This window comes from Prevotella brunnea (assembly GCF_008016795.1).
GTDB lineage: Bacteria > Bacteroidota > Bacteroidia > Bacteroidales > Bacteroidaceae > Prevotella > Prevotella brunnea.
In genome coordinates, this window is record NZ_SDIK01000021.1 from 1 (window position 1) to 20420 (window position 20420).

Below are 20420 nucleotides of genomic sequence, written 5' to 3' on the forward strand. Positions count from 1 at the left end.
CACTTTTAAGGACACTACCGAATATTCACACGAAAAAACTGATACTTCATGCAAAATGTCAGTCCTGAAACATTAGTGAATGCCACCGGCGTTTTATTGTCTGATGAGGTTTCGTCCAGCGTCAATACGCAAGAAAATAAATAAGAGTATCGTAAACCCCCATAACGATGAACCGCCATAACTGAAAAATGGCAGTGGAATACCAATCACGGGAGTAAGTCCGAGTACCATCCCCACATTGATGAAGACATGGAAAAGGAATATTCCGGCAACACAGTACCCATACACTCGTCCGAACTTAAAAGGTTGTCGCTCGGCTACGTGCATCAGTCGCAAAACCAATGCTAAAAACAAGAATAGAACCGCTGCCGATCCCAAAAATCCTTCCTCTTCGCCCACAGTGCAAAAGATGAAGTCGGTGTCTTGCTCCGGTACAAAATTTAATTTGGTTTGAGTACCATTCAGGAATCCTTTTCCTTGCAAACCGCCTGATCCAATTGCTATTTCGCTCTGGTGGACGTTGTAGCCTGCTCCTGCCAAATCTTCTTCCAAACCTAAAAGTACATTGATGCGTACCCGTTGATGGGGCTGCATTACATCGTTGAGCACGTAGTCGGCTGAATAAAAGAATGCGATGGAGCCAATTGAAAAAAGAGCAATGTATAAATAATTGGGAAAACGTGTCGTCATGGAGTTGAAAATGAGATATGCGATGAGCAAGGCCGACACGATAAGTTGTACCCATACAATGTCGAATGGGATGACGAATTTAGAAAAAAGCAAGAAGCCAAGGGTGGTTCCCAAGATAACCATCAGCATCTTGAATGCTTTTCCATTGTCGCGCATATATACCCAGACCATCCCCGTACTGAATATTTGTACCAAGAGCAAGACAAAGAACTTTCCTGATGAGGTTGGTGTGCCCCATAGCATGACGGATTCATATTTTATGCCTACGACAAAGTAAACAATCATGGCAATACCGGTAAAGAGTATGGAACCCGGCATACCTTCTCGGTAGAACATCAAGAAGAAAGAGAGATAGACAAGAGCCGAACCGGTCTCGCTTTGTCCTATGATGCACAACATGGGAAGTACCACAATGCCACAAGCTGCAGCGAAATGTTTCCAATTGCTCATCGTAAAGCCATACGATGACATGAACTTGGATATGGCTAAGGCTGTGGCAAACTTGGCAAATTCGGCCGGTTGTAGCCTTATCGGTCCTAAGACTATCCACGAACGCGAGCCTTTTATGGAGTGTGGATTGAATATTGTAAGGAAAAGGAGTAGCACCAATAGTCCGTAAATGACGTATGCGAAAGTATCGTAAAGTCGGTCGTCCATCATCAAGAGGACAAAACCCAAACAAATGGAGGTTCCTATCCAGATAATTTGCATTCCCGATCGAGAACTCAATGAAAAAATATCAGTATCGCCATAAGTATAACTAGCCCCACAAACGCTCAGCCATCCAAAGATGAGGAGGGAGAGATAAATACCTATCGTCCACCAATCCAATGAACGTATGATGCCCGGTTGCTTGTTTGTCTTATAGTTTTTTGCCACTATCTTTTCGTTGTTTGTTGTTTATAGAGGAACGCACCTTGAATGTCGCGTAGAATTCACTTGTAATCCGATGTCTCTGGGGTGTTGTTGCTTCGGCTTCTTTAGTGATTGGGCGGTAGTGTATGACTCTGTCCTACCCAATCATCGTTTTGGCGTGGAGTTACGTGTGATTCTTTGCTGAAGAAGTACGTTCTTTCTTCTTTCCATTGTCATTTTTATCTTTATCCCTCTCCCGTTCTTTCTCGTCCGTTCTGGGTCTCGTGTCTTCATCCATGCGAATGATTGGATCGTTCAAAGGTTGATTCTGATTTTCTTCTTCGTCGGCATCTTTCTTCGCTTTCAAAGCTTTTTTGTGTTGAAGCTCGGCTCTTCTTTGTTTTTGAGCTTCTAGCTTAAGTGAGTCTTTTATGAAATTGATACGCTTAATGGAGTCTAAACGGATGGAATCGGCATGGCTCAACGGACGTTTGAATGGATAACTGATGTGGCGTTTTTGGATATCATTCGCCTTTTTTGCATCACTTTCCGTTAATTTTCCATTGAGATATTGTTCTATCATCAACGAACCGATAGGTACACCATAAACGGCTCCAAAGCCACCATTTTCCACATATACGGCAATGGCTATCTTGGGCTTGTCCACGGGAGCAAATCCCATGAATACGGAGTGATCCTTTCCTCTGTTTTGAGCTGTTCCCGTCTTACCGGCAAGTGAGTATCCGGGATGCACCGCATGAGCGCAAGTTCCGCCTCTCACCGATGATGTCATGCCGGCAACTACCTCTTGATAGGCTCGTACACTCCCTTTTGTCCTGTGTTTTAATATGTATTTTTTGTCCAGCCTCATTCCACGTATTTGCCTGACGACATGTGGTGTGATGTAATATCCGCGATTGGCAATGGTCGCTCCGAGATTGGCAATTTGCAGTGGTGTCAGGTTTACCTCGCCTTGACCTATTGAGATGGAGATGACTGTAAGCGGATTCCATTTGCCAAAGGCATTATCATAAAAATGTGCGTTAGGAATCATTCCTCGCTTTTCTCCCGGTAAATCAATTCCTAATTTATATCCGAATCCCATTGAGACCATATAGTCGCGCCAGGTATCCATGGCGATGTCAAGACTTTTGTATTTGCGTCTGTTGGACAACATGTGGTACAATCCCCAACAAAAATATGCGTTGCACGATGTGCTCAATGCCGGTACGATGGAAACCGGTGAGGGATGTCCGTGGCATCCAACGTGAAGTCCCCTGTAAGAGAAACCATGCGGACACGGATATTTCGTCGAGTCGGTGATAATTCCTTCCGTATAGTAAGTAACCGCCTGACTGGTCTTGAATGTGGAGCCCGGCGGATATTGTCCCATGATGGCTCTGTTTAGTAATGGCTTTGCGGGGTCGAGAGTTAAAGTTTGTTGATATTTTCCCCTCATTTTGCCTATCATGTCTTGAGGATCAAAGGTGGGCGATGAAACCATTGCCAAGATTTGACCGGTCTTAGGTTCTATAGCTACGATGGCTCCGAGTTTTCCTTCCATCAATCGTTCACCGAGTGCTTGTAAGTCGGCGTCTAAACCTAATTGCATGTCGTTCCCGGGACGTGGTTTTTGGTCGAATTTCCCTTCTTGGTATCGTCCTTTTATTCTGCCGTGGGCATCCCGAAGCAGAATTTGCACTCCTTTTTGCCCTCGCAAAATTTTCTCATATTCTCGTTCGATGCCCATCTTTCCTATGTAGTCGCCCGGTTGATAGTAATCGTCTTCCTCTACATCGCTTTGACTTACTTCTGCAACATCACCAAGAACGTGCCCAGCAATGGGAAGTTGGTATTGGCGAATGCTTCGTTTTTGTATGTAAAAGCCGGGAAAGCGATAGAGCTTTTCTTGGAACGCACTAAACTCTTTATCGCTGAGCTGACTTAAAAAGAGTTGTTGTGTAAAGCGTGAATAGCCGGGATTCTTTTCCGTATCCTTAATATCATTCATGCGCCGAATGAAGAACTGTTTGGAGATGTTCAACGCTCTGCAAAATTCCAAAGTATCTAATCTTCCTTTTTCCTCATTCATCACCACCATAATGTCGTATGCCGGCTGATTATAAACCAATAATTTGCCCTTGCGATCGGTTATTATGCCACGTGATGGAAATTCTATCTTTTTCAGAAACGCATTGGAATCGGCTCGTTTTCTGTAGTCATCGCTGGCTATCTGCAACGCGAATAAACGAATAACGTAAATGACAATGATTGCGATGGCAACGCCACTGAGAACAAGACGACGCTTTTCTAAATCAAAGTTCTTCATGAGCGGTTTCTTACAAGTTCAACAATCATTACAAGAAATAATGTCATGGCTGTGCTCCCCAGAACACAAGAGAGCCATTCTAATATGTTGAAAAAGCTAAATAGCTCCAAAGTGAAGAAACATACATTATAGATGAGCGTGAGGATTGTGGCATACCAAAAGTATTGCATAAGCCCAAGTGAATGGAAACTTGGGCGAAGATCTTCTCCACTATCACGAGGGATAAACGGACGGAGAACAAATGGTTGCAAGGTTGCTATCAACGTCATGGAACCGGAAGCTACGCCGGGCGTATTTGAGAAAGTATCAACGACAAGTCCCAAGAAGAATCCACACAAAATCATTGCCCATTTGGGATAATTGCGGCGATAGAGCAATACAAAATAAACGTAAAGCAGTGGCGTGGCAACGCCGAACAAGTGAATGTGGTTGAGTACAAACACTTGAGATAATACCAAAACAATGAACCACAACGAGTTCTTTAGAAAATCTATGCTCATCTTTTATTTCAAAACCGCCTGTTTCTTACTCCTTTCTTCCAGCCCCAAGGAATCCGTATCTCATTCGGTGGGCTGACTTACACCATCTCCTAATTTCTTAATGGAGTCTTGTGCCGTAATCATCATTTTCCTTCGTTGGTGAAGAATGGCATCATCAATGACACAAACATCGCGGAGGTTGCCGAAGTCTGTGGATAATTGAACTGCCACTCGAAACGATAGACCATCGTCTGAATTATAAACATGCTTCACTTTTCCAACCAAGACACCTGCGGGGAAGATAGAAGAGTAGCCACTTGTTACCACTCTATCACCAAGTTTGAAGCGAGCGTGTCGAGGAATATCATCCAAATAAGCCACATCGCTTACTCCACCTGACCAATGTAAGTAGCCGAAATAATCTCTTCCTTGTATGGCACAGCTGATGTTTGACCTTGCGTTAAGAATTGGGATGACAACAGAATAGTGTATGCCTACAAGGTAAACCGTTCCGACCACTCCATTGCCACACACAACGCCCATGTCGCGCTTTATGCCGTCCCAACTTCCCTTGTTGATTGTTATGAAATTTTCCGATTTGTTCAGGGAATTAGATACAACCTTCGCTTCAATCAGGTTGAAAGGTGCCAAAAAACGATACTGACCTTTTGAAAGATATTTGGGATCGCGTGTCTTTTCATAAAGTTCTTTGGAGAGTTCGTGAACCTGCTGTTCCAAAATGACATTTCTTCGTGTCAGTTCTTTATTTACTTTTCCCATGGTGAGATAAGATCCAACTTTTGAACTCATCTCGTAAGTTCTACCTGCCAAGATGTTGGCTGAAGTGAACCAAACGCTGCCCTGATAGTTGTTAAATCGGAACAACAACACAATACTGACCACTTCCAAGAAGAAAAAAAGAAGCCAGTGCTTATTTTTTCGAAGAAATTCAGCTAAATTGTGCATTACGAATGATTACTGACAGCCCTGATTATTGAACCATTGAAATGTCAGTTGGCATTTCAATGGTTGGCTAATGAGAGCCGTCAAATGATTATCTCATCAAGAACGAGAATCTATCCACATTGTTCAGCGCGATGCCGGCACCTTTTGCCACGCTATGCAAGGGATCTTCCGCAATATGGAAAGGAATGTTTATCTTGTCCGTAAGGCGTTTGTCTATTCCACGCAGCAAAGCACCACCGCCACTGAGGTAAATACCATTCTGAACAATGTCAGCATATAATTCCGGAGGTGTGTTCTCAAGAGCAGAAAGCACGGCGTTCTCTATCTTTGCAACCGTCTTGTCCAAACAGTGAGCTATTTCCTGATAGCATACGGGAACTTCCATGGGAAGAGCCGTGATGCGGTTCGGACCATGTACAACATAATCCTCCGGAGCTTCTTCTCCTAAATCGGTCAGTGCCGACCCCACATGTACTTTGATGCGTTCTGCCATGCGCTCACTTACTTTTACATTATGCTGACGACTCATGTATTCTTGGATGTCCGCTGTTAAATCATCACCGGCAACGCGAATAGAATTGTTACAAACAATGCCACCGAGAGATATTACGGCAATTTCAGTGCTTCCGCCACCGATATCGACTATCATATTCCCTTCCGGAGCCTCCACATCGAGTCCCATCCCAAGAGCGGCTGCCATCGGCTCAAAAATCAGATATACATCTCTTCCGTCGGCGTGTTCCGCAGAGTCGCGAACGGCACGCAGTTCCACTTCCGTAGAACCTGACGGTACGCCAATGACCATGCGCAATGTTGGGGAAAACAAGCGATTGCCGCTGTGAACCATCTTGATAAGACCGCGCATCATTTGCTCGCATGCGGTAAAATCGGCAATCACACCGTCCCGAAGCGGGCGAATGGTGCGAATGTTCGGATGTTCCTTCTCGTACATCATTTTGGCATCTGCTCCAACCGCTATCATTTTGTCGGTACGGCGGTCGAGTGCCACCACTGAGGGTTCATCTACTACGATTTTGTCATCACTGATAATAATCGTGTTGGCTGTTCCCAAATCCATTGCTATCTCTTGGATAAATGAAAAAAATCCCATTCTTTATTATTGATTAAAGTGTAGAAACTGTTTAAATCCGTTCAACGGATGATTTGTTTGTTACATAGTGGGCGGAATGTACTCGCCATCGGTGTGCTCATTTCGCAAACCAATTATGGATTGCCGTGTCGTAGTGGCTGCTGACGCCAAAAGCATGCTCGGCAAACATCTTCCGGTCTTCGATGTCTGTTTTCGCTCCTTTTGTGTTTAAGAGTTGTAAGAGCACGGGATATTCCGCTTTGCTCGGAACAATTACAACGTCCTTGAAGTTCTTGGCGCCGGCACGAATCAGCGATATGCCTCCAATGTCTATCTTTTCAATGATATCTGCCTCGCTTGCTCCACCGGATACCGTCTGTTCAAATGGATAGAGATCGACGATAACCAAATCGATTTCCGGTATTTCGTATTCTTTTACTTGCTCTTTGTCGGTTTCTAAATCGCGTCGAGCCAAAATGCCACCAAAGATTTTAGGATGTAACGTTTTCACCCTTCCACCCAATATGGAGGGGTAGCCTGTTACATCTTCTACTTTTTGGCATTCGTAGCCTAATGATTCGATAAACTGTTGTGTACCGCCCGTACTTAAAAACTTTACTCCTTCAGAGTTTAATTTTTTCAAGATGTCTTCCAATCCGTCCTTATGGAAAACTGAAATAAGCGCGGTCTTAATTTGTTTTGTTCCAGCCATCTGTTTGAGATATTTGCTTTTGATGTGCAAAGATACAAAAAACCAGCGTCTAAACAATATTTTTAGTCCAAAAAAACTTAAATCTTGCAAGATTATTCAGCAGACCGGTTTCAACGCCTTTTTACCTATTTATTGCGTTTAATGGCGAATGATAGTTAAGTAGATGTGTATGTCTTATATTCGCAATATAAGCCAATGAGATGTTTTCGGGGGGTGAAGTCGATTTGAAATCTTATTTTTCTGTTTTGTGGAAATTTGCAATCTGTCATTCGACTTGCGCTGTCTAAGGGACACCTATGAGTCTATTCAACTTTTTTATCATCCGGTTTTGCTCCTCTGACACTTTTCAGTATCTTTGCAAAATGAATTTCACTCAAGCTGTTCTCGATTGGTTTGCCATCAATGGTCGCGATCTTCCTTGGCGGAAGTCCTCCGACCCATACACCATTTGGCTTAGCGAGGTCATATTGCAACAAACGCGCATAGTGCAGGGGCAGGCGTATTGGGAGCGTTTCATCGCTCGATGGAAAACCGTTGATGAACTGGCGAATGCTACCGAAGACGAGGTGTTGCGAGAATGGCAGGGATTGGGATATTACTCGCGCGCACGCAATCTTTATAAGGCGGCGAAGCAAGTCGTAACAATGGGTTCGTTTCCCAAGACGTTTGAGGAGTTGAAGCGGCTTAAGGGGGTGGGGGATTATACTGCTGCCGCCATAGCCTCTTTTGCTTTCAACGAACCTGTGGCTGTGGTTGATGGCAATGTCTTTAGAGTGCTTTCTCGCTATTTTGGTATTGAGACCCCGATCGACTCTGCACAGGGAAAGAAGGATTTTAAGGTGATGGCTCAGGAATGTTTGGCAAGGGATTGCCCGGCAGAATATAATCAAGCCATTATGGATTTCGGCGCTCTTCAGTGTACACCCGTTTCACCAGATTGCAATGTCTGTCCACTTGTTGAAACCTGTTATGCCCACGCTCATCATGCTATCGATAAATTCCCGGTCAAAAGTAAGAAAATTGTGCAGCGTGAACGAAAGCTGGTCTATGTATATATAAGGTATAATGACAGTACGGTTATACATCGTCGCGGAGCAGGCGACATTTGGCAAGGATTGTGGGAATTTCCGACTTCCGAAGCACTTGATTTCCCCTTCTCTGAGCTAAGGCTCATCAAGCGAGGAATAAAACATCCATTGACCCATCAAATCATCTTTGCCGATTTTTATTTGTGGGAACCTTTCTGTCGTCCCAATCTTCCGTCCGGCTATAAATGGGTGAAAGAGGACGAATTGGGGAACTATGCTTTTCCCAAACTGCTTCAGTTGCTTGCCAATTCTCTCTGATTTGTTTGTGCAAAAGTGTTAATCAATCGTAAAAACATAGTATGAATGTCTCTCTTTTTTATCGTGAGTTTTCTTTCAAAGAGAAAAAAAACTTACTCGTTCTTTTCCTTTTATCGCTTAATTCTTATGAGCGACGTGCTAAAAACTCCATATAAATTCGTAAATGGGATAAAGTTAAAGAACTAAACATCCATCTTTTCATTGCGTTTGTTGAGCTTTTGAGCAGCAAAAGCTAAGCTATTGGTTTTCAAAAGCTAAGCTATTGCATAGTCAAGAAACTGATGTGTTTTGTAAATTTCTGAAAATCTGATAGTTAAGAGAATACAGAGCCGTTCCGTTCTTTGAAGTTAAGGCGGTCTTCTTCTAAAAATAATCAAATCTTGAGGTTAATGAATGTGAAAGTTTCCTTTCTATTGTTTTGTCCATTCTCACAAAATTTAGGTTCACAACCAATCTTTTCAAGAAAGCAGCTGTATGAATTGCTTTTCTTTTCTTGTTCTTTAAGAACTCTGTTATGCTTTATCCGGTGAAACAATGGGAACTTTTGGAACGCCATTCGCTGCTCTATCGTTCCCATGTTCAATTCTAATAGGCGCGAACCGGCTTTTGTAGATAGACCTCTTTTCGGAAACTTTCTCCGAACCGGTTGGTAAAGATAACTGAAATTTTCCTTGTTCCGATTTTCGGTTTTGCCCTGAAAAGATGTGCAGTAACAATTTTCTCGTTGTTCTCCTTCTTGTCTATGGTCTTGAGATATTCCTCATCTTGATCGCTAAATTGTTCCATCCTTCCCATGGGCTTATCATCGGCAAGCCATTCCACTTTGCACTGTTTGTCATAGTCCCATACATTTGCCACGAAATAGGGCTTTTGTGTCCGAAAAGTACCAGGGCGATAAGTTTTGAACTGATAATTGCTGCTTCTCGAGGTACATTTGTAGTGCCACTTCACCTTTTCTCCGTCTATCGTAACTACGAGGTAGCCGTTGGGAGCACCACAGCGGTTTACCCAACTTTCCCACCAAGCTCCGCAGGTTGCTCCGATGTTGTGCTGGTAGAGGTGGTTGTTGAGCTCCACGTTTTTGAACAAATGAGTGTGTCCGCAAAAGACATGGACTTTGTAATCCTTCAATATCTTCACCAGTTTGTCAGCGTCGCTGATGTCGCCCTCTCCCGAAAGGTTGTTCCATCCTGCTGCGTGCATGTTCAGAAATACCGTGGTTCCGGTGGGCACATAGCTGAGGTCGTGCCTTATCCAATTCAGAACGTGATTGGTAAGTTCGGCGGTATAACCTTTGCTTCCTTTGTAATTGATGCTTTTTATGGTTATGACGTGAATTTTTCCGATGTTAAAGGAATAATTCGTAGGACCGAAATACTTGAAATACTGATGTTCGCCGAAATGAGCCGAGCCTTTCGGCATATTGTTCAAATCTTGGTATTTTCTGTCGAAATCATGATTCCCGATACACTGAAATACTGTCATACCCATGTTTTTCATGGAATTTTTGTAGGGTCCGAATAGTTTCATCTTGTCCCAAACCAAATCTCCTAATGTCATACCCACCACTTCTTGTGTGTCGTTGAGCGAATCAACAATATTTTTGATGTCGGGAATCGCTTCCTGCGTCCATCTCTTCATGTCGTTTCGGTTTCTCACTTGAGGGTCGGACATGGCAATATAAGCAAAAGCATCTGTTTTGCGCTTCCGTTTCTTTAGTGAAAATTCGTTGATTTCTGTTCTTACCGCTTTTTTGATGGGAATATAGAATCCGGTTGCCAATTCATCTTTTTGTGGCAGTTCATAATCAGCCGGAGTGGAGATGGCTATGAACTTGCTTTCCGTAGAATCCGATTCGAGTTTCCAAACACCATCCTTGTCTGTAACAGTAAAGTGCACTCCGTCATTCACCACCACATTGGGAATGCCCCTGCCCTTATCATCTTTCACGATGCCACGCAGCTTGAAAGAGTAAGAAACTCCGGTTGTGGCTGTGGCATAACAAATTAATGAAATTAGGAGCATTGTGTCAACAAATAAATTTCTCATATCTCATTTTGTTGGTTCTTACTATTGATATAAATAAGGTGTCGATGTGTGGAATGTTTTCGGTCGGGACTACCGGAAAGCATACTCCCTCCGTGAAAACCAAGAATAAAAAAACCGTTCCTTTGTGCTGAATACATAATCGTAGTTTTTATTCAGTGCAAAGGAACGGAAAGAATGTTGCAATTTCGCTAACTCGATATAAAGAGAGTGTTTAATTAAAATGACAAGTGCGTTAATGGCTTGTGAGTGGTCGTCCAATGCAGCCATTAGGCTGCTGAATATGAAGCATATCGCAAATTGTCGGAGCAATGTCGGAAATGGTTGTAACTTCCGAACTGCTTCCATGTTTTACGTTCCATCCATAGAGCAGAAAGGGGATGTGTGTGTCATATGGATTCCATACGCCGTGTGTTGTGCCCGGGGCTTTTCTGCCGTCCTGCGATTCATAATAACCCGGTGAAGGAATAATTTGTATGTCGCCACTACGCTTTGGATAGTATCCCATAATGATTCTGTTTTTGATGGCGGGAGGAATAAATCCGACATTGATGTTCTTAAAGTCAACGGCATAGTCGATTCCCGGTTGCGCTTGAAGATAGTTTATAATGGTAGTTTTTACTTGCTCCTCATTCATTTTGGCAGCCTTTAGAGCATTGTGGTCGAGATAGATACGATAGTCCATGATGTCTTTTATTGCTTTGATTTTGCAAATATCATTTATGCCTTTGGAAAGAGCCGAATAATTCAACCGCCCGGCAGGGATATGATGTTCTGTCATGAAGTCGGCGTTGTGGGCTGCCCCATGATCGGCAGTGAGGAACGCGAGATAATTGCCCCGTCCCACTGTGGCGTCAAGTTCTTGAAAGAGTCGTGCCAAATCCCGATCAAGTACGCGGTAGGTTTCTTCTGTGATCCTTCCTCGTGTACCGTATTTATGTCCAACATAGTCGGTGGACGAAAAGCTGATGGCAAGGATATCCGTTGTTTCTCCTTGTCCGAGCTTTTCATTGCGCAAGACCGCAATTGCCATATCCACCGTCAGTGTGTTGCCCTTTGGTGAGGTGCGGATGTCTTCTTTCGGATTGATGCACTTTTCCTTGTTGAACGACTCTACCCACGTCGGTAGCTTTTTCATGTAATAGCTGCTGGTGATGAATTTCCCATTCTTCACGTCGTACCAATAGGCAGCGTTGGCAGTATGTCCACCCGGCAGAATGGCTCCTCGGTCTTTTATGGAAACGGATACGACGCGCGACTTGAAGTCGGTGGCTGTTCGGAGCTGGTCGCCCAGGGTGGTTACCTTAAGATAGTGTGGCGACATCTTGCCGGTGTCGCCATTGCTCCCAATGGAGGCAACGCTGTCGTCTTGCGTACAATAGACAGGCTTGTCATTAACGTAGAAGTTGTTCCCTGCTATTCCGGTGATGCTCGGTACTGACCCGGTGTAAACGCTGGAATGTCCACATGCCGTAACGGTGGGAGTGTATTGGATGTTCATGTTGTCGTAGCTGAACCCCTCATTCATCATGCGCTTGAAACCGCCTTCTCCAATTTTGTCGTAGTAATAATAAAGATAATCCCATCGCATCTGATCCACGATGATGCCAATTACCAATTTCGGACGTTGAACGTCTGAGGCACATCCTGTGCTAAACACGAATAATGCTGCAATAAATAAAAATATTTTCCTCATTCTTCTCGTTTTTTGATTTGCCACAAAGGTAAATTATCTACGTGTCAATACTATTAATAATTTATGAATAATAACGCAAAAGGTGAGAAAGTTTCCCCTTATATATTAATATGTGTGGGAGTATGTTCTTTGAGACCATTTGCTTTTATTTATGAGCGACAGAACGTCGAGAAGAAAAATCAGGATGAAGAAGGTGGAGCAAAAATGCGAACAGTATGAAAATAAAATGTTGAAGAATGAAATATAAGTCTTACAACATGGACAAAATATAACCGATATTTACTTTTTTTTGACGATAAATTGCGGAAAACTTGAAATAAAGCTACTTTTTTTGCGTTGATAACAATAAAAATAAGTACATTTGCAAGGAGGAAATAAAAATGAATAAGGAAACAGCAATCGGTTCACAGTTGAAAATATGACAGGGCAGCCTCGAGAACAAAACAGTAGAATTGTCGTTAAAATGGATATGGAAACGATGTTGCGAATTTTCATTCCAAATTAAAAAGAAAGGAAATAAACAAACTAACAAAGTAAAAATGATAACAGACTCGCAATATAAATAGCAATGAAAAATGGCTTGAAATTAACAGTTAAAAGTTATTAATTGTAGCCTTAGTTCTTCTATAATTGCTATCTTTGCCGTGAATGTGGATAAAAACAAAAGCTCAAAAAGCCGAGTGATTTTCCAAATAGTTTATAATCAATAAGATATTTACAATTCAATTCATTAATAACTAAAAATTAAAAAATTATCAAATTATGGCAACTACACAACAGAAAGCAGCCCCAAAGAAAAAATCAGAGGGCTTCAACGGAGTTAGAGGCGCATTTTGGATCATTGTCGTTTGTGCAGTCGTAGCATTCGTATTGTTCTTCACATGGTTCGGAAATGACATGCACTTCCAAGATCCCGGCACAAGAGAAAATCCAGCTGACGTTTGGGGTACAATCTTCAAAGGTGGCGTGGTCGTTCCCGTTATCCACACATTGTTGCTTACAGTGCTCGCAATGTCTATTGAGCGTTGGTTGGCTTTGAAAACCGCATTTGGTAAAGGTGCACTTCCAAAATTCGTTACCAACATCAAGGCAGCTTTGAATAGCAATGATATCAATAAAGCTAACCAGCTCTGCGATCGCCAGAAAGGTTCTGTTGCAAACGTTGTAAAGGCTTCTTTGAACGCTTACAAGGATATGGAATCAGGTGCTAACGCAAACTTGAAGAAAGCTAACAAGGTAGCAAAGATTCAGCAGGCTCACGAAGAGGCAACTCAGCTCGAAATGCCTACATTGACAATGAACCTCCCCATCATCGCTACCATCGTTACGTTGGGTACACTTACCGGTCTTCTCGGTACTGTAACGGGTATGATCAAATCGTTCTCCGCTCTGTCCGCAGGTGGTGGTGCTGACTCTGCCGCTCTTTCTGCTGGTATTTCAGAGGCGTTGATCAATACTGCATTTGGTATCGCTACATCTTGGTGCGCAGTGGTTTCTTACAACTACTTCTCTAACAAGGTGGACAAATTGACATACGCACTTGATGAGGTTGGTTATTCTATCGCTCAGACATACGAAGTAAACCACACGGAAGAAGCTTAATTTTTTGCTAACCCTTTAAAAATTTTATCGCTATGGGTAAAGTAAAAATTAAGAAAGAAGACGTCTGGATTGATATGACTCCTATGTCGGACGTTATGACCTTGTTGCTTACCTTTTTCATGCTCACGTCCACATTCGTGAAAAATGAGCCGGTGAAGGTAAACACCCCGGGTTCTGTATCCGAGATGGTCGTTCCGGAAAATGGTGTCTTGACAGTCCTTATAAGCCCTGAAAAGGGTGCTGACGGTAAACCGACCGGTGAAGGTCAGGTATTTATGAGTTACGACAACACAAACGAGTTGAGCCAAATTCTTGATGCCATGTCTGTAACACTTACAGATCAGCAGAAGAAAACATTTTTGACGGAATCAACATTTGGCGCACCGCTTGATCAATTGGCAGCTTACTTATCTAAGCCTGTTCAAGCTCGTAACGAGGCACTCCCCAAAATGGGTATTCCTCTCGATAGTATCCAAGGTCAGGAAATGACAGAATTTCAGCAGTGGGTGAACGCAGCCCGCAATGTCAATCCTAAAGTGAGAATTGCGCTGAAATCCGATGCTGACACTCCGTATGGAACAGTTAAAAAGGTAATGAGTGAACTCCAAGATATGGATGAGAGTCATTACTACATGATTACGCAGTTGGACGCAAAAAAGGCTGCACAAGCCAAGGAGGGTAAATAATGGCAAGAAAAGAAAACAGTAAACAGAAAAAGATGAATGTCCGCGTGGACTTCACTCCGATGGTTGATATGCTTATGTTGCTCATTACCTTCTTTATGTTGTGTACAACTTTAAGTAAACCGTCAACAATGGAGCTGACCATGCCGAGTAAAGACATAAACCAACCCGACGTTAAAAAGAACGAGGCTAAGGAGTCGCATTCTATTACTATTTTTATCGGTGATGGCGACAAGATGTTTTACGGTGAGGGTAAACCTCAGCTTACCAATCCTGATTGGTTGAAGCCGGCTGATTGGAGCACAGGGAAAACCGGCATTCGTTATGTTCTTCAACACAAAGAAGTGGATGAAGGAAGAAGCGTTCCTTATGAAGATTTGCACATCGCAATGCAAGAACTTCAGAAAAAGAAAGCTGCTAACGAGGCTGCTTATCCGGACAGCATTTATCAAGCCGAAGTCGCAAACATCAAAATGGGTAATATCAATGGCAAGAAGGTACCTACGTTGACGGTCATCATTAAGCCAACAGATAAAGCCGCTTATCGTCATTTGGTTGATATTCTCGATGAAATGCAGATTTCATACATTGGAACTTATGTCATTGATAAATTAAGCGCAGAAGAAAAAGCCTTGCTTGAAAAGAAAGGGATACAAGCTTAAATCCGCAATGATGTATAACAATTAAAGAAAAAAAACAATGGCAAAAATAGATCTATACGATCCTAAATGGGTCGAAATGGTATTTGCTGACAAGAACAAGGAATACGGAGCATACCGCCTTCGTAAGACTGTCTCGCAGCGTAATATCAGAGCATTGGCTATTCTGCTCGTTGCTGCGTTCATCGGTGGAGGTTATCTTGCATGGCAGATAAAAAAACACAATGATGAATTAGCAGCTCAAGAAGCTTATGCCGCTAAGATGGAACTTGCTGCGCTTGAGCAAGCGAAGAAAGAGCAGCAGAAACGTAAAGAACAACAGAAAAAACCGGAACCAAAGAAAATTGAGCCGGAGAAGATTGTTCCCGAAACGAGAGCAACGGTGAAATTTACAGCACCTGTCATCAAGGATGATAAAGATGTTAAGGAAGAAATGCCACCAATGGTGAAAATGAATAAAGAAACCAAAGCGGTTGGTTCCGAGACGAAAGAGGGTGTAGAAGATAGAACCATTATTGCTAACAAAAGTACAGTCGCTACTCCGGAACAAATTGTTCCGAAGATAGAGAAACCGGTTCAGGAAGCTCCAAAGGTAGAGGCTCCCAAGGAAGATATCGAAAAGAAAATCTTTACCGTAGCCGAACAGATGCCTTCATTCAAGGGTAATGTGAACCAATGGCTCTCTTCGCATTTGCAATATCCGGCAGTTGCTTCTGAGAATGGTATTCAAGGAAGGGTAATCGTGAAGTTTGTAGTCGGACGCGATGGTAGCGTTAGTCAGGCACAAATTGCTCGCGGTGTAGACCCGGCACTTGACAGAGAGGCTCTTCGTGTTGTAAACAGCATGCCGAGGTGGAATCCGGGTATGAACAACGGTCAGCCTGCTAACGTCTGGTTTACGCTTCCTATTACCTTCAAGTTGCAGTAAGCTCATCAGAGTATGAAAAGAACTATATTCTACTTTTTCGTAGGATTGATACTATCCTCGGCTTTTCTCTCCTCATGTGGGAAGAGGAAGGCTAAGGATGGTAGAACAGATACACCAACGTCAGGGACGATTAAATTCGCCTCTGACGAAAGTTTTAGTCCGTTTATTGAGGAGGAATTACAAGTTTACCAGTATCGTTATCCGCAGACGCATTTGTTGCCCATTTATACGGACGATAATACCGGTATGAAGTTGTTACTTGACCAAAAGGTCAATCTTTTCTTTACTTCTCACGTCTTGGAGAAAGGTGAAGAAGCTATTCTAAGAGGGAAAGGACCCATTCCTTCTGTATTTCCTATTGGCTATGATGGGATAGCTTTCATAATCAATAGAAGCAATACCGACTCTTGCATCACGGTAACCGATGTCAAGAGATTACTAAAAGGAGAGGTTACCAAGTGGAATGAACTTTATCCAAAGTCCGATAAAGGGGATATTGAGATTGTTTTTGATAACAAGGCATCTGCAACACTTCATTTTGTTGTAGATTCAATATTGGATGGGAAAAATATTAAGAGTAAGAACATCGTGGCTGCACAAAATAGTAAAGCTGTGATAGAATATGTTCATAAAACTCCTAACGCTATAGGTGTGATTGGCTCTAACTGGCTTAATGACCGACGAGACAGCACAAACACCACATTTAATAAAAATATTCGCGTAATGGCGATTTCTAAGACGAGCAAAGCATTTGATGATAATAGTTGGCAACCCTACCAGGCCTATTTACTTGATGGGAGATATCCGTTTGTGCGAACGATTTATGCTATCGTTGCCGATCCTCATAAAGCACTTCCTTGGGCTTTCGCAAACTTTATTTCCGGACCGATAGGTCAGAAGATAATTTTTAAGAGTGGTCTTTTGCCTTATAGGGGAGAAATTAATATTATCGAGGTGAATAATGTGAAATCTGAATAATTCTTAATCCATTAAACTTATAACTACTTAATCCATCTTAATTATAACGCGTAGAAGTTTGATTATCGAATAAAGTTATGAAAATGAAGAAATATTTATTAGTAGGTGCCTTGATACTAAGTTTATCAACACCTGCATTGGCTCAAGATGACAGCTATAAGGCTGCTCTCAATCCTATTATTAGTGCATTTGAAGCTGCACCCAATGATCCGAAGGCGGCTAAAGATTTAATTAAGTCTTATAAGAAGGAATATAAGAAGAATGAAAAGGCTCTTGTGGCTTTGGGTAACGTTTATTTGGCTCAGCGAAACTTTACTGAGGCAACAAACCTTGCTAATATGGTGATAAATAATAAGAAATTGAATGGTAGTGAGGGGTACTTGCTTCTTGGAGATATCGCAGCCCTTGAGGATAGTATCGGTAATGCCGGAGCTGCTGCCAGCCACTATCAAACGGCTATCAGTCTTGATCCTCATAATATACAGGCTTACGAACGTTATGCAAAAGTATATCGCCATGTAAATGCTGATGTGGCTGTGCAAAAGTTGGAAGAACTCAGAAAGGTAGAACCTAATTATCCCGTGGAGGCAACTGCTGCTGAAATTATGTTGAATGATGGTAAGTACGAAGAAGCTCTTAAGTGGTTTAATAAGTCTCAACTTTCTAATCTTACAGAAGATAACTTCTATAAATATGGCTACACGGCGTTTATTCTCCAGAACCATGACAAGACTTTGGAGGTAGTTAAATCCGGTTTGCAAAAATTCCCTAATAGTGAGTATATCGCACGTGTGGGCATGATGGCAGCGACAGAAAAAGGAAGTTATCAAGAGGCAATTACTTTTGCCAACATCATGTTTGCGGGAAAGGGTAAAAAAGTAGCAAATGATTATGCTGTTTATGCTAAGGCTTTGTGCGGTATCAAGCAGTTTGAACAATCTTTGGCTAATTTCCGTAAAGCAATGGAAATGGACAAAGAAAATCTTGAACCGTTAAAGGGAATTGCCGATGTGTATTCTGCTCAAGGAATGGAAGATAAGTCATTGGAGACCCAAATGGACTACTTGAATAGGAGTTCTAAAGCTAATTCCAACGATTGGGCTAAATTTGCGCAAACATTTATCGATAAAGCAGAGAAAACTGCTGATAAAGCGGAGAAGCACGATATTCTTGTCAAGGCAATAGCTGTATATGAGCAAATGATAACCAAGTTTCCATCCATCTCTGATTGGATTTGGTTGAATGAGGCAAACGCTGCACAGATGGATAATGATGCAGATAAAGTAGCTGAAATTTATAGGAAAGTCGCTGCATACGAAGAAGGAAAAACGACGCTTACTTCAGAGGAAAAAGGTTATCTTGAACAAGTTTATTATGGATTGGGATATTATAATTCCAAGAAGGGTAATAAGGAGATTGCAGACGATTACTTTAAAAAAGTATTACAAATCAATCCGGATAATGAATTTGCCAAGAAGGCACTTGGTATGTAATTCCTGTCAAATTTAAATTTCTAAAAAAGGCGATGACTAATAATGCATCGCCTTTTTTATAATTATAAAAAATCCTTTCCGACTATACGTGAAAAGTTCAATAATTTCCTAAATTTTCTTCATTCATCTGTCCAAAGCTTAGCTTTTACACCACAAAAGCTTACCTTTTGCAATACAAAAGGTCATGAATTGGAGCGCAAAAGCTAAGCTTTTAAATTGCAATTAATATCATCTTGATTATCAATGGATTACGAAGTATCTCTCGGATGTAGTTTTTGTAATATAATTTCGTGGTGTCGGGCAGGTAGAATGTTCGCTATCAAGCGTCTGTTTACCATTACCTGAATACGAATTGGAAGCATAAGGAAATATGTGTTATTCTGCATTGGAACAAAATATGCCAAGTCTCATGATTTGATTCAACTTTGCGTGGGGGTTACACAACTATTTGAAACATCGTTGGGAAAATAAAGGATTTCTCACTGTCATATAACACTGAGAAATCCTAATGATCGATTTGGATTAAAATGATTTGGGCTGTGTTGGTATATCGCAATGTGCGATGAAATAATAATTTGGTAGTGCCTCTTTCATTATTTGCTGAATATTTTTCGTGTTTTCGGGAAAAAGTTTAAATGTTTCTGTGTTTGTTGCTATACTATTGATATTTCTAAGTTTGTGTGCAGTATGGCACCAATGATCCTGAGCATTTTCGTTTTGTCTTTTGTTGTGTTCGGGACAACTATCCATCTCCGTTCCGCTATTTCAATTTGATCGTTCCAGACTTTGCTTGTTGTAATCAAAGCCCTATTCCCCCATTTTAGCTGTTTGCGCATAATATCTTCTATACCTATTCTTCTTATTGTCTCAAGATAGATTTCTTGTGTATTGCCATTGCAAACATAAATGCCATTGGGAAATTTTACTAACAACTTTTCTTTCTTCCTACTTCTCTTTTCCTTGTTTGGAGCGTCTTGTGCTTCAAAGTCTGTTCCTATCTCAATGGTCAGTCCTAAAGATAGTTGTTCGTTGATGGCGCGCAGTTGTATATATTTACAGTCTGTATTTGCTTGTGTGTTCACGTACCAACCATTGCATAGAGGTTTCATCCATTCCTTGTATTTAGGATAAATTTCCTTTGAAAGCAGTGGCAGGTGGCATAACTCCATTTGTATTTTGGGGAAGTTTTCGTCTCCAATCTCATTGAGCACTGCAATCATAGTTGCTGTGCAGTTCTTGTGGCAAAAAGTCTTTCCGTTCGGAAACGTTACTTTTATAAGTTTTCTCTTTGCTCTTATTCTTTGGCTTTCCTTTTCCATATCCTTGTTTTATATTTATAGCGATGTAATGCTTGTTAGTCGTCCCTCAAGAACTCGACTTACAACCAGCAAATGGTATTGGATAACACCTTTGTTTCGTTAAAGTTGGAATCCACTCCCTGAATACTCCATTTTATCATGGTTCGAATAAGGCACAAAAGAAACCGCATGGCTCTTTTGAAGTTGAATGCAGCCGCAGCGAGCATCACGTTGATGGCATCACCCAAGAGACCCTTGTAGAAGTTCCTCCCCAATCGATGCTCTGCCTTGCAGTGCCCTATGACAGACTCTATTCCTGCTCTCTTGCGGAAGAACCTTTGTTTTTTCTTTTTCTTGTGTGGCGAGTCGCTTGCCTTGGGAACGCCGGGTATCATGATGTTCGTCTCTCCGCACGTTTCCTGCCCGCGATACCCTCTGTCCCCCGCGAGTCTCTCGATTTCCCCGGCATAGCTTTGGCGCACTTTGAGATGCTCTGCATGAGCCACGTCGCGGCAGAAACCGATGATTTTATTCAGGAGTTTCGAATCGGTGGGGAACGTGACGTTCTTC

The 20420-nt window shown here is 42.1% G+C and carries 16 protein-coding genes and 1 pseudogene; 7 read left to right on the forward strand and 10 right to left on the reverse strand.

Translation table 11 applies throughout. The features are described from left to right. Positions 1–93 precede the first annotated feature (93 nt). The 6 genes from rodA to ETF27_RS03300 all read right to left on the reverse strand — a co-directional run bounded on the left by rodA (position 94) and on the right by ETF27_RS03300 (position 7121). Positions 94–1569, reverse strand: coding sequence for a rod shape-determining protein RodA (rodA, locus tag ETF27_RS03275; protein ID WP_130828443.1), 1476 nt, complete (start codon positions 1567–1569; stop codon positions 94–96). A 160-nt stretch (positions 1570–1729) separates the two neighbouring features. Further along, complete coding sequence (gene mrdA / locus ETF27_RS03280) at positions 1730–3874, reverse strand: penicillin-binding protein 2 (RefSeq protein ID WP_130828444.1); 2145 nt, start codon at positions 3872–3874, stop codon at positions 1730–1732. Then, on the reverse strand, positions 3871–4374 hold the full coding sequence (gene mreD / locus ETF27_RS03285) for a rod shape-determining protein MreD (RefSeq protein ID WP_130828445.1): 504 nt from the start codon (positions 4372–4374) through the stop codon (positions 3871–3873). Before mreD ends, mrdA begins: the two co-directional genes overlap by 4 nt. Before the next feature lie 60 nt (positions 4375–4434). Then, a complete protein-coding gene (gene mreC / locus ETF27_RS03290; RefSeq protein ID WP_130828446.1) occupies positions 4435–5319 on the reverse strand; it encodes a rod shape-determining protein MreC in 885 nt (294 codons plus the stop codon). An 88-nt stretch (positions 5320–5407) separates the two neighbouring features. Continuing rightward, on the reverse strand, positions 5408–6430 hold the full coding sequence (locus tag ETF27_RS03295; RefSeq protein WP_130828447.1) for a rod shape-determining protein: 1023 nt from the start codon (positions 6428–6430) through the stop codon (positions 5408–5410). 97 nt (positions 6431–6527) lie between these two features. After that, positions 6528–7121 carry an IMP cyclohydrolase gene (locus ETF27_RS03300; RefSeq protein WP_130828448.1) on the reverse strand — a complete coding sequence of 198 codons (594 nt, stop codon included), beginning with the start codon at positions 7119–7121 and terminating at the stop codon, positions 6528–6530. Between the two features lie 362 nt (positions 7122–7483). Here ETF27_RS03300 and mutY point away from each other — a divergent pair, with 362 nt between their 5' ends. Further along, positions 7484–8467 carry an A/G-specific adenine glycosylase gene (mutY, locus tag ETF27_RS03305; RefSeq protein ID WP_147785501.1) on the forward strand — a complete coding sequence of 328 codons (984 nt, stop codon included), beginning with the start codon at positions 7484–7486 and terminating at the stop codon, positions 8465–8467. A gap of 585 nt (positions 8468–9052) precedes the next feature. Here the strand turns inward: mutY and ETF27_RS03310 are convergent. Next, positions 9053–10516 (reverse strand): calcineurin-like phosphoesterase C-terminal domain-containing protein, encoded by a 1464-nt coding sequence (locus ETF27_RS03310; RefSeq protein WP_240048118.1) that lies wholly within the window; start codon positions 10514–10516, stop codon positions 9053–9055. Positions 10517–10748: 232 nt separating this feature from the next. Next, positions 10749–12209, reverse strand: coding sequence for an alkaline phosphatase family protein (locus ETF27_RS03315; RefSeq protein WP_147785502.1), 1461 nt, complete (start codon positions 12207–12209; stop codon positions 10749–10751). Positions 12210–12971: 762 nt separating this feature from the next. Between ETF27_RS03315 and ETF27_RS03320 the strand changes: the two genes are divergently transcribed. The 6 genes from ETF27_RS03320 to ETF27_RS03345 all read left to right on the forward strand — a co-directional run bounded on the left by ETF27_RS03320 (position 12972) and on the right by ETF27_RS03345 (position 18552). Then, positions 12972–13811, forward strand: coding sequence for a MotA/TolQ/ExbB proton channel family protein (locus ETF27_RS03320; protein WP_130828451.1), 840 nt, complete (start codon positions 12972–12974; stop codon positions 13809–13811). 32 nt (positions 13812–13843) lie between these two features. Next, complete coding sequence (locus ETF27_RS03325; protein WP_130828452.1) at positions 13844–14497, forward strand: ExbD/TolR family protein; 654 nt, start codon at positions 13844–13846, stop codon at positions 14495–14497. After that, positions 14497–15156, forward strand: a complete 660-nt coding sequence (locus ETF27_RS03330) for an ExbD/TolR family protein (RefSeq protein WP_130828453.1) — start codon at positions 14497–14499, stop codon at positions 15154–15156. The genes ETF27_RS03325 and ETF27_RS03330 overlap by 1 nt, the downstream gene beginning before the upstream one ends. Before the next feature lie 37 nt (positions 15157–15193). After that, positions 15194–16081 (forward strand): energy transducer TonB, encoded by an 888-nt coding sequence (locus ETF27_RS03335; protein ID WP_130828454.1) that lies wholly within the window; start codon positions 15194–15196, stop codon positions 16079–16081. Between the two features lie 12 nt (positions 16082–16093). After that, the gene (locus ETF27_RS03340) at positions 16094–17059 is read left to right on the forward strand and encodes a PstS family phosphate ABC transporter substrate-binding protein (RefSeq protein WP_130828455.1); all 966 of its coding nucleotides are present in this window, start codon (positions 16094–16096) and stop codon (positions 17057–17059) included. A 77-nt stretch (positions 17060–17136) separates the two neighbouring features. Continuing rightward, positions 17137–18552 carry a tetratricopeptide repeat protein gene (locus tag ETF27_RS03345; protein ID WP_130828456.1) on the forward strand — a complete coding sequence of 472 codons (1416 nt, stop codon included), beginning with the start codon at positions 17137–17139 and terminating at the stop codon, positions 18550–18552. 653 nt (positions 18553–19205) lie between these two features. On the opposite strand, the gene ETF27_RS03350 is transcribed toward ETF27_RS03345, so the two are convergent. Beyond that, positions 19206–19871 (reverse strand): hypothetical protein, encoded by a 666-nt coding sequence (locus ETF27_RS03350; protein ID WP_130828457.1) that lies wholly within the window; start codon positions 19869–19871, stop codon positions 19206–19208. Between the two features lie 59 nt (positions 19872–19930). Beyond that, a pseudogene (locus ETF27_RS03355) lies at positions 19931–20420 on the reverse strand (IS5/IS1182 family transposase); the annotation flags it as partial.

What these genes read in the sequence shown, in the direction of transcription:
- ETF27_RS03315 (WP_147785502.1), bottom strand. Translation starts at nt 12,209, where the DNA reads ATGAGGAAAATATTTTTATTTATTGCAGCATTATTCGTGTTTAGCACA.
- ETF27_RS03320 (WP_130828451.1), top strand. Translation starts at nt 12,972, where the DNA reads ATGGCAACTACACAACAGAAAGCAGCCCCAAAGAAAAAATCAGAGGGC.
- ETF27_RS03340 (WP_130828455.1), top strand. Translation starts at nt 16,094, where the DNA reads ATGAAAAGAACTATATTCTACTTTTTCGTAGGATTGATACTATCCTCG.
- mreD (WP_130828445.1), bottom strand. Translation starts at nt 4,374, where the DNA reads ATGAGCATAGATTTTCTAAAGAACTCGTTGTGGTTCATTGTTTTGGTA.
- ETF27_RS03335 (WP_130828454.1), top strand. Translation starts at nt 15,194, where the DNA reads ATGGCAAAAATAGATCTATACGATCCTAAATGGGTCGAAATGGTATTT.
- ETF27_RS03300 (WP_130828448.1), bottom strand. Translation starts at nt 7,121, where the DNA reads ATGGCTGGAACAAAACAAATTAAGACCGCGCTTATTTCAGTTTTCCAT.
- ETF27_RS03330 (WP_130828453.1), top strand. Translation starts at nt 14,497, where the DNA reads ATGGCAAGAAAAGAAAACAGTAAACAGAAAAAGATGAATGTCCGCGTG.
- ETF27_RS03345 (WP_130828456.1), top strand. Translation starts at nt 17,137, where the DNA reads ATGAAAATGAAGAAATATTTATTAGTAGGTGCCTTGATACTAAGTTTA.
- ETF27_RS03350 (WP_130828457.1), bottom strand. Translation starts at nt 19,871, where the DNA reads ATGGAAAAGGAAAGCCAAAGAATAAGAGCAAAGAGAAAACTTATAAAA.
- ETF27_RS03295 (WP_130828447.1), bottom strand. Translation starts at nt 6,430, where the DNA reads ATGGGATTTTTTTCATTTATCCAAGAGATAGCAATGGATTTGGGAACA.
- mutY (WP_147785501.1), top strand. Translation starts at nt 7,484, where the DNA reads ATGAATTTCACTCAAGCTGTTCTCGATTGGTTTGCCATCAATGGTCGC.
- mrdA (WP_130828444.1), bottom strand. Translation starts at nt 3,874, where the DNA reads ATGAAGAACTTTGATTTAGAAAAGCGTCGTCTTGTTCTCAGTGGCGTT.
- ETF27_RS03325 (WP_130828452.1), top strand. Translation starts at nt 13,844, where the DNA reads ATGGGTAAAGTAAAAATTAAGAAAGAAGACGTCTGGATTGATATGACT.
- ETF27_RS03310 (WP_240048118.1), bottom strand. Translation starts at nt 10,516, where the DNA reads ATGAGAAATTTATTTGTTGACACAATGCTCCTAATTTCATTAATTTGT.
- mreC (WP_130828446.1), bottom strand. Translation starts at nt 5,319, where the DNA reads ATGCACAATTTAGCTGAATTTCTTCGAAAAAATAAGCACTGGCTTCTT.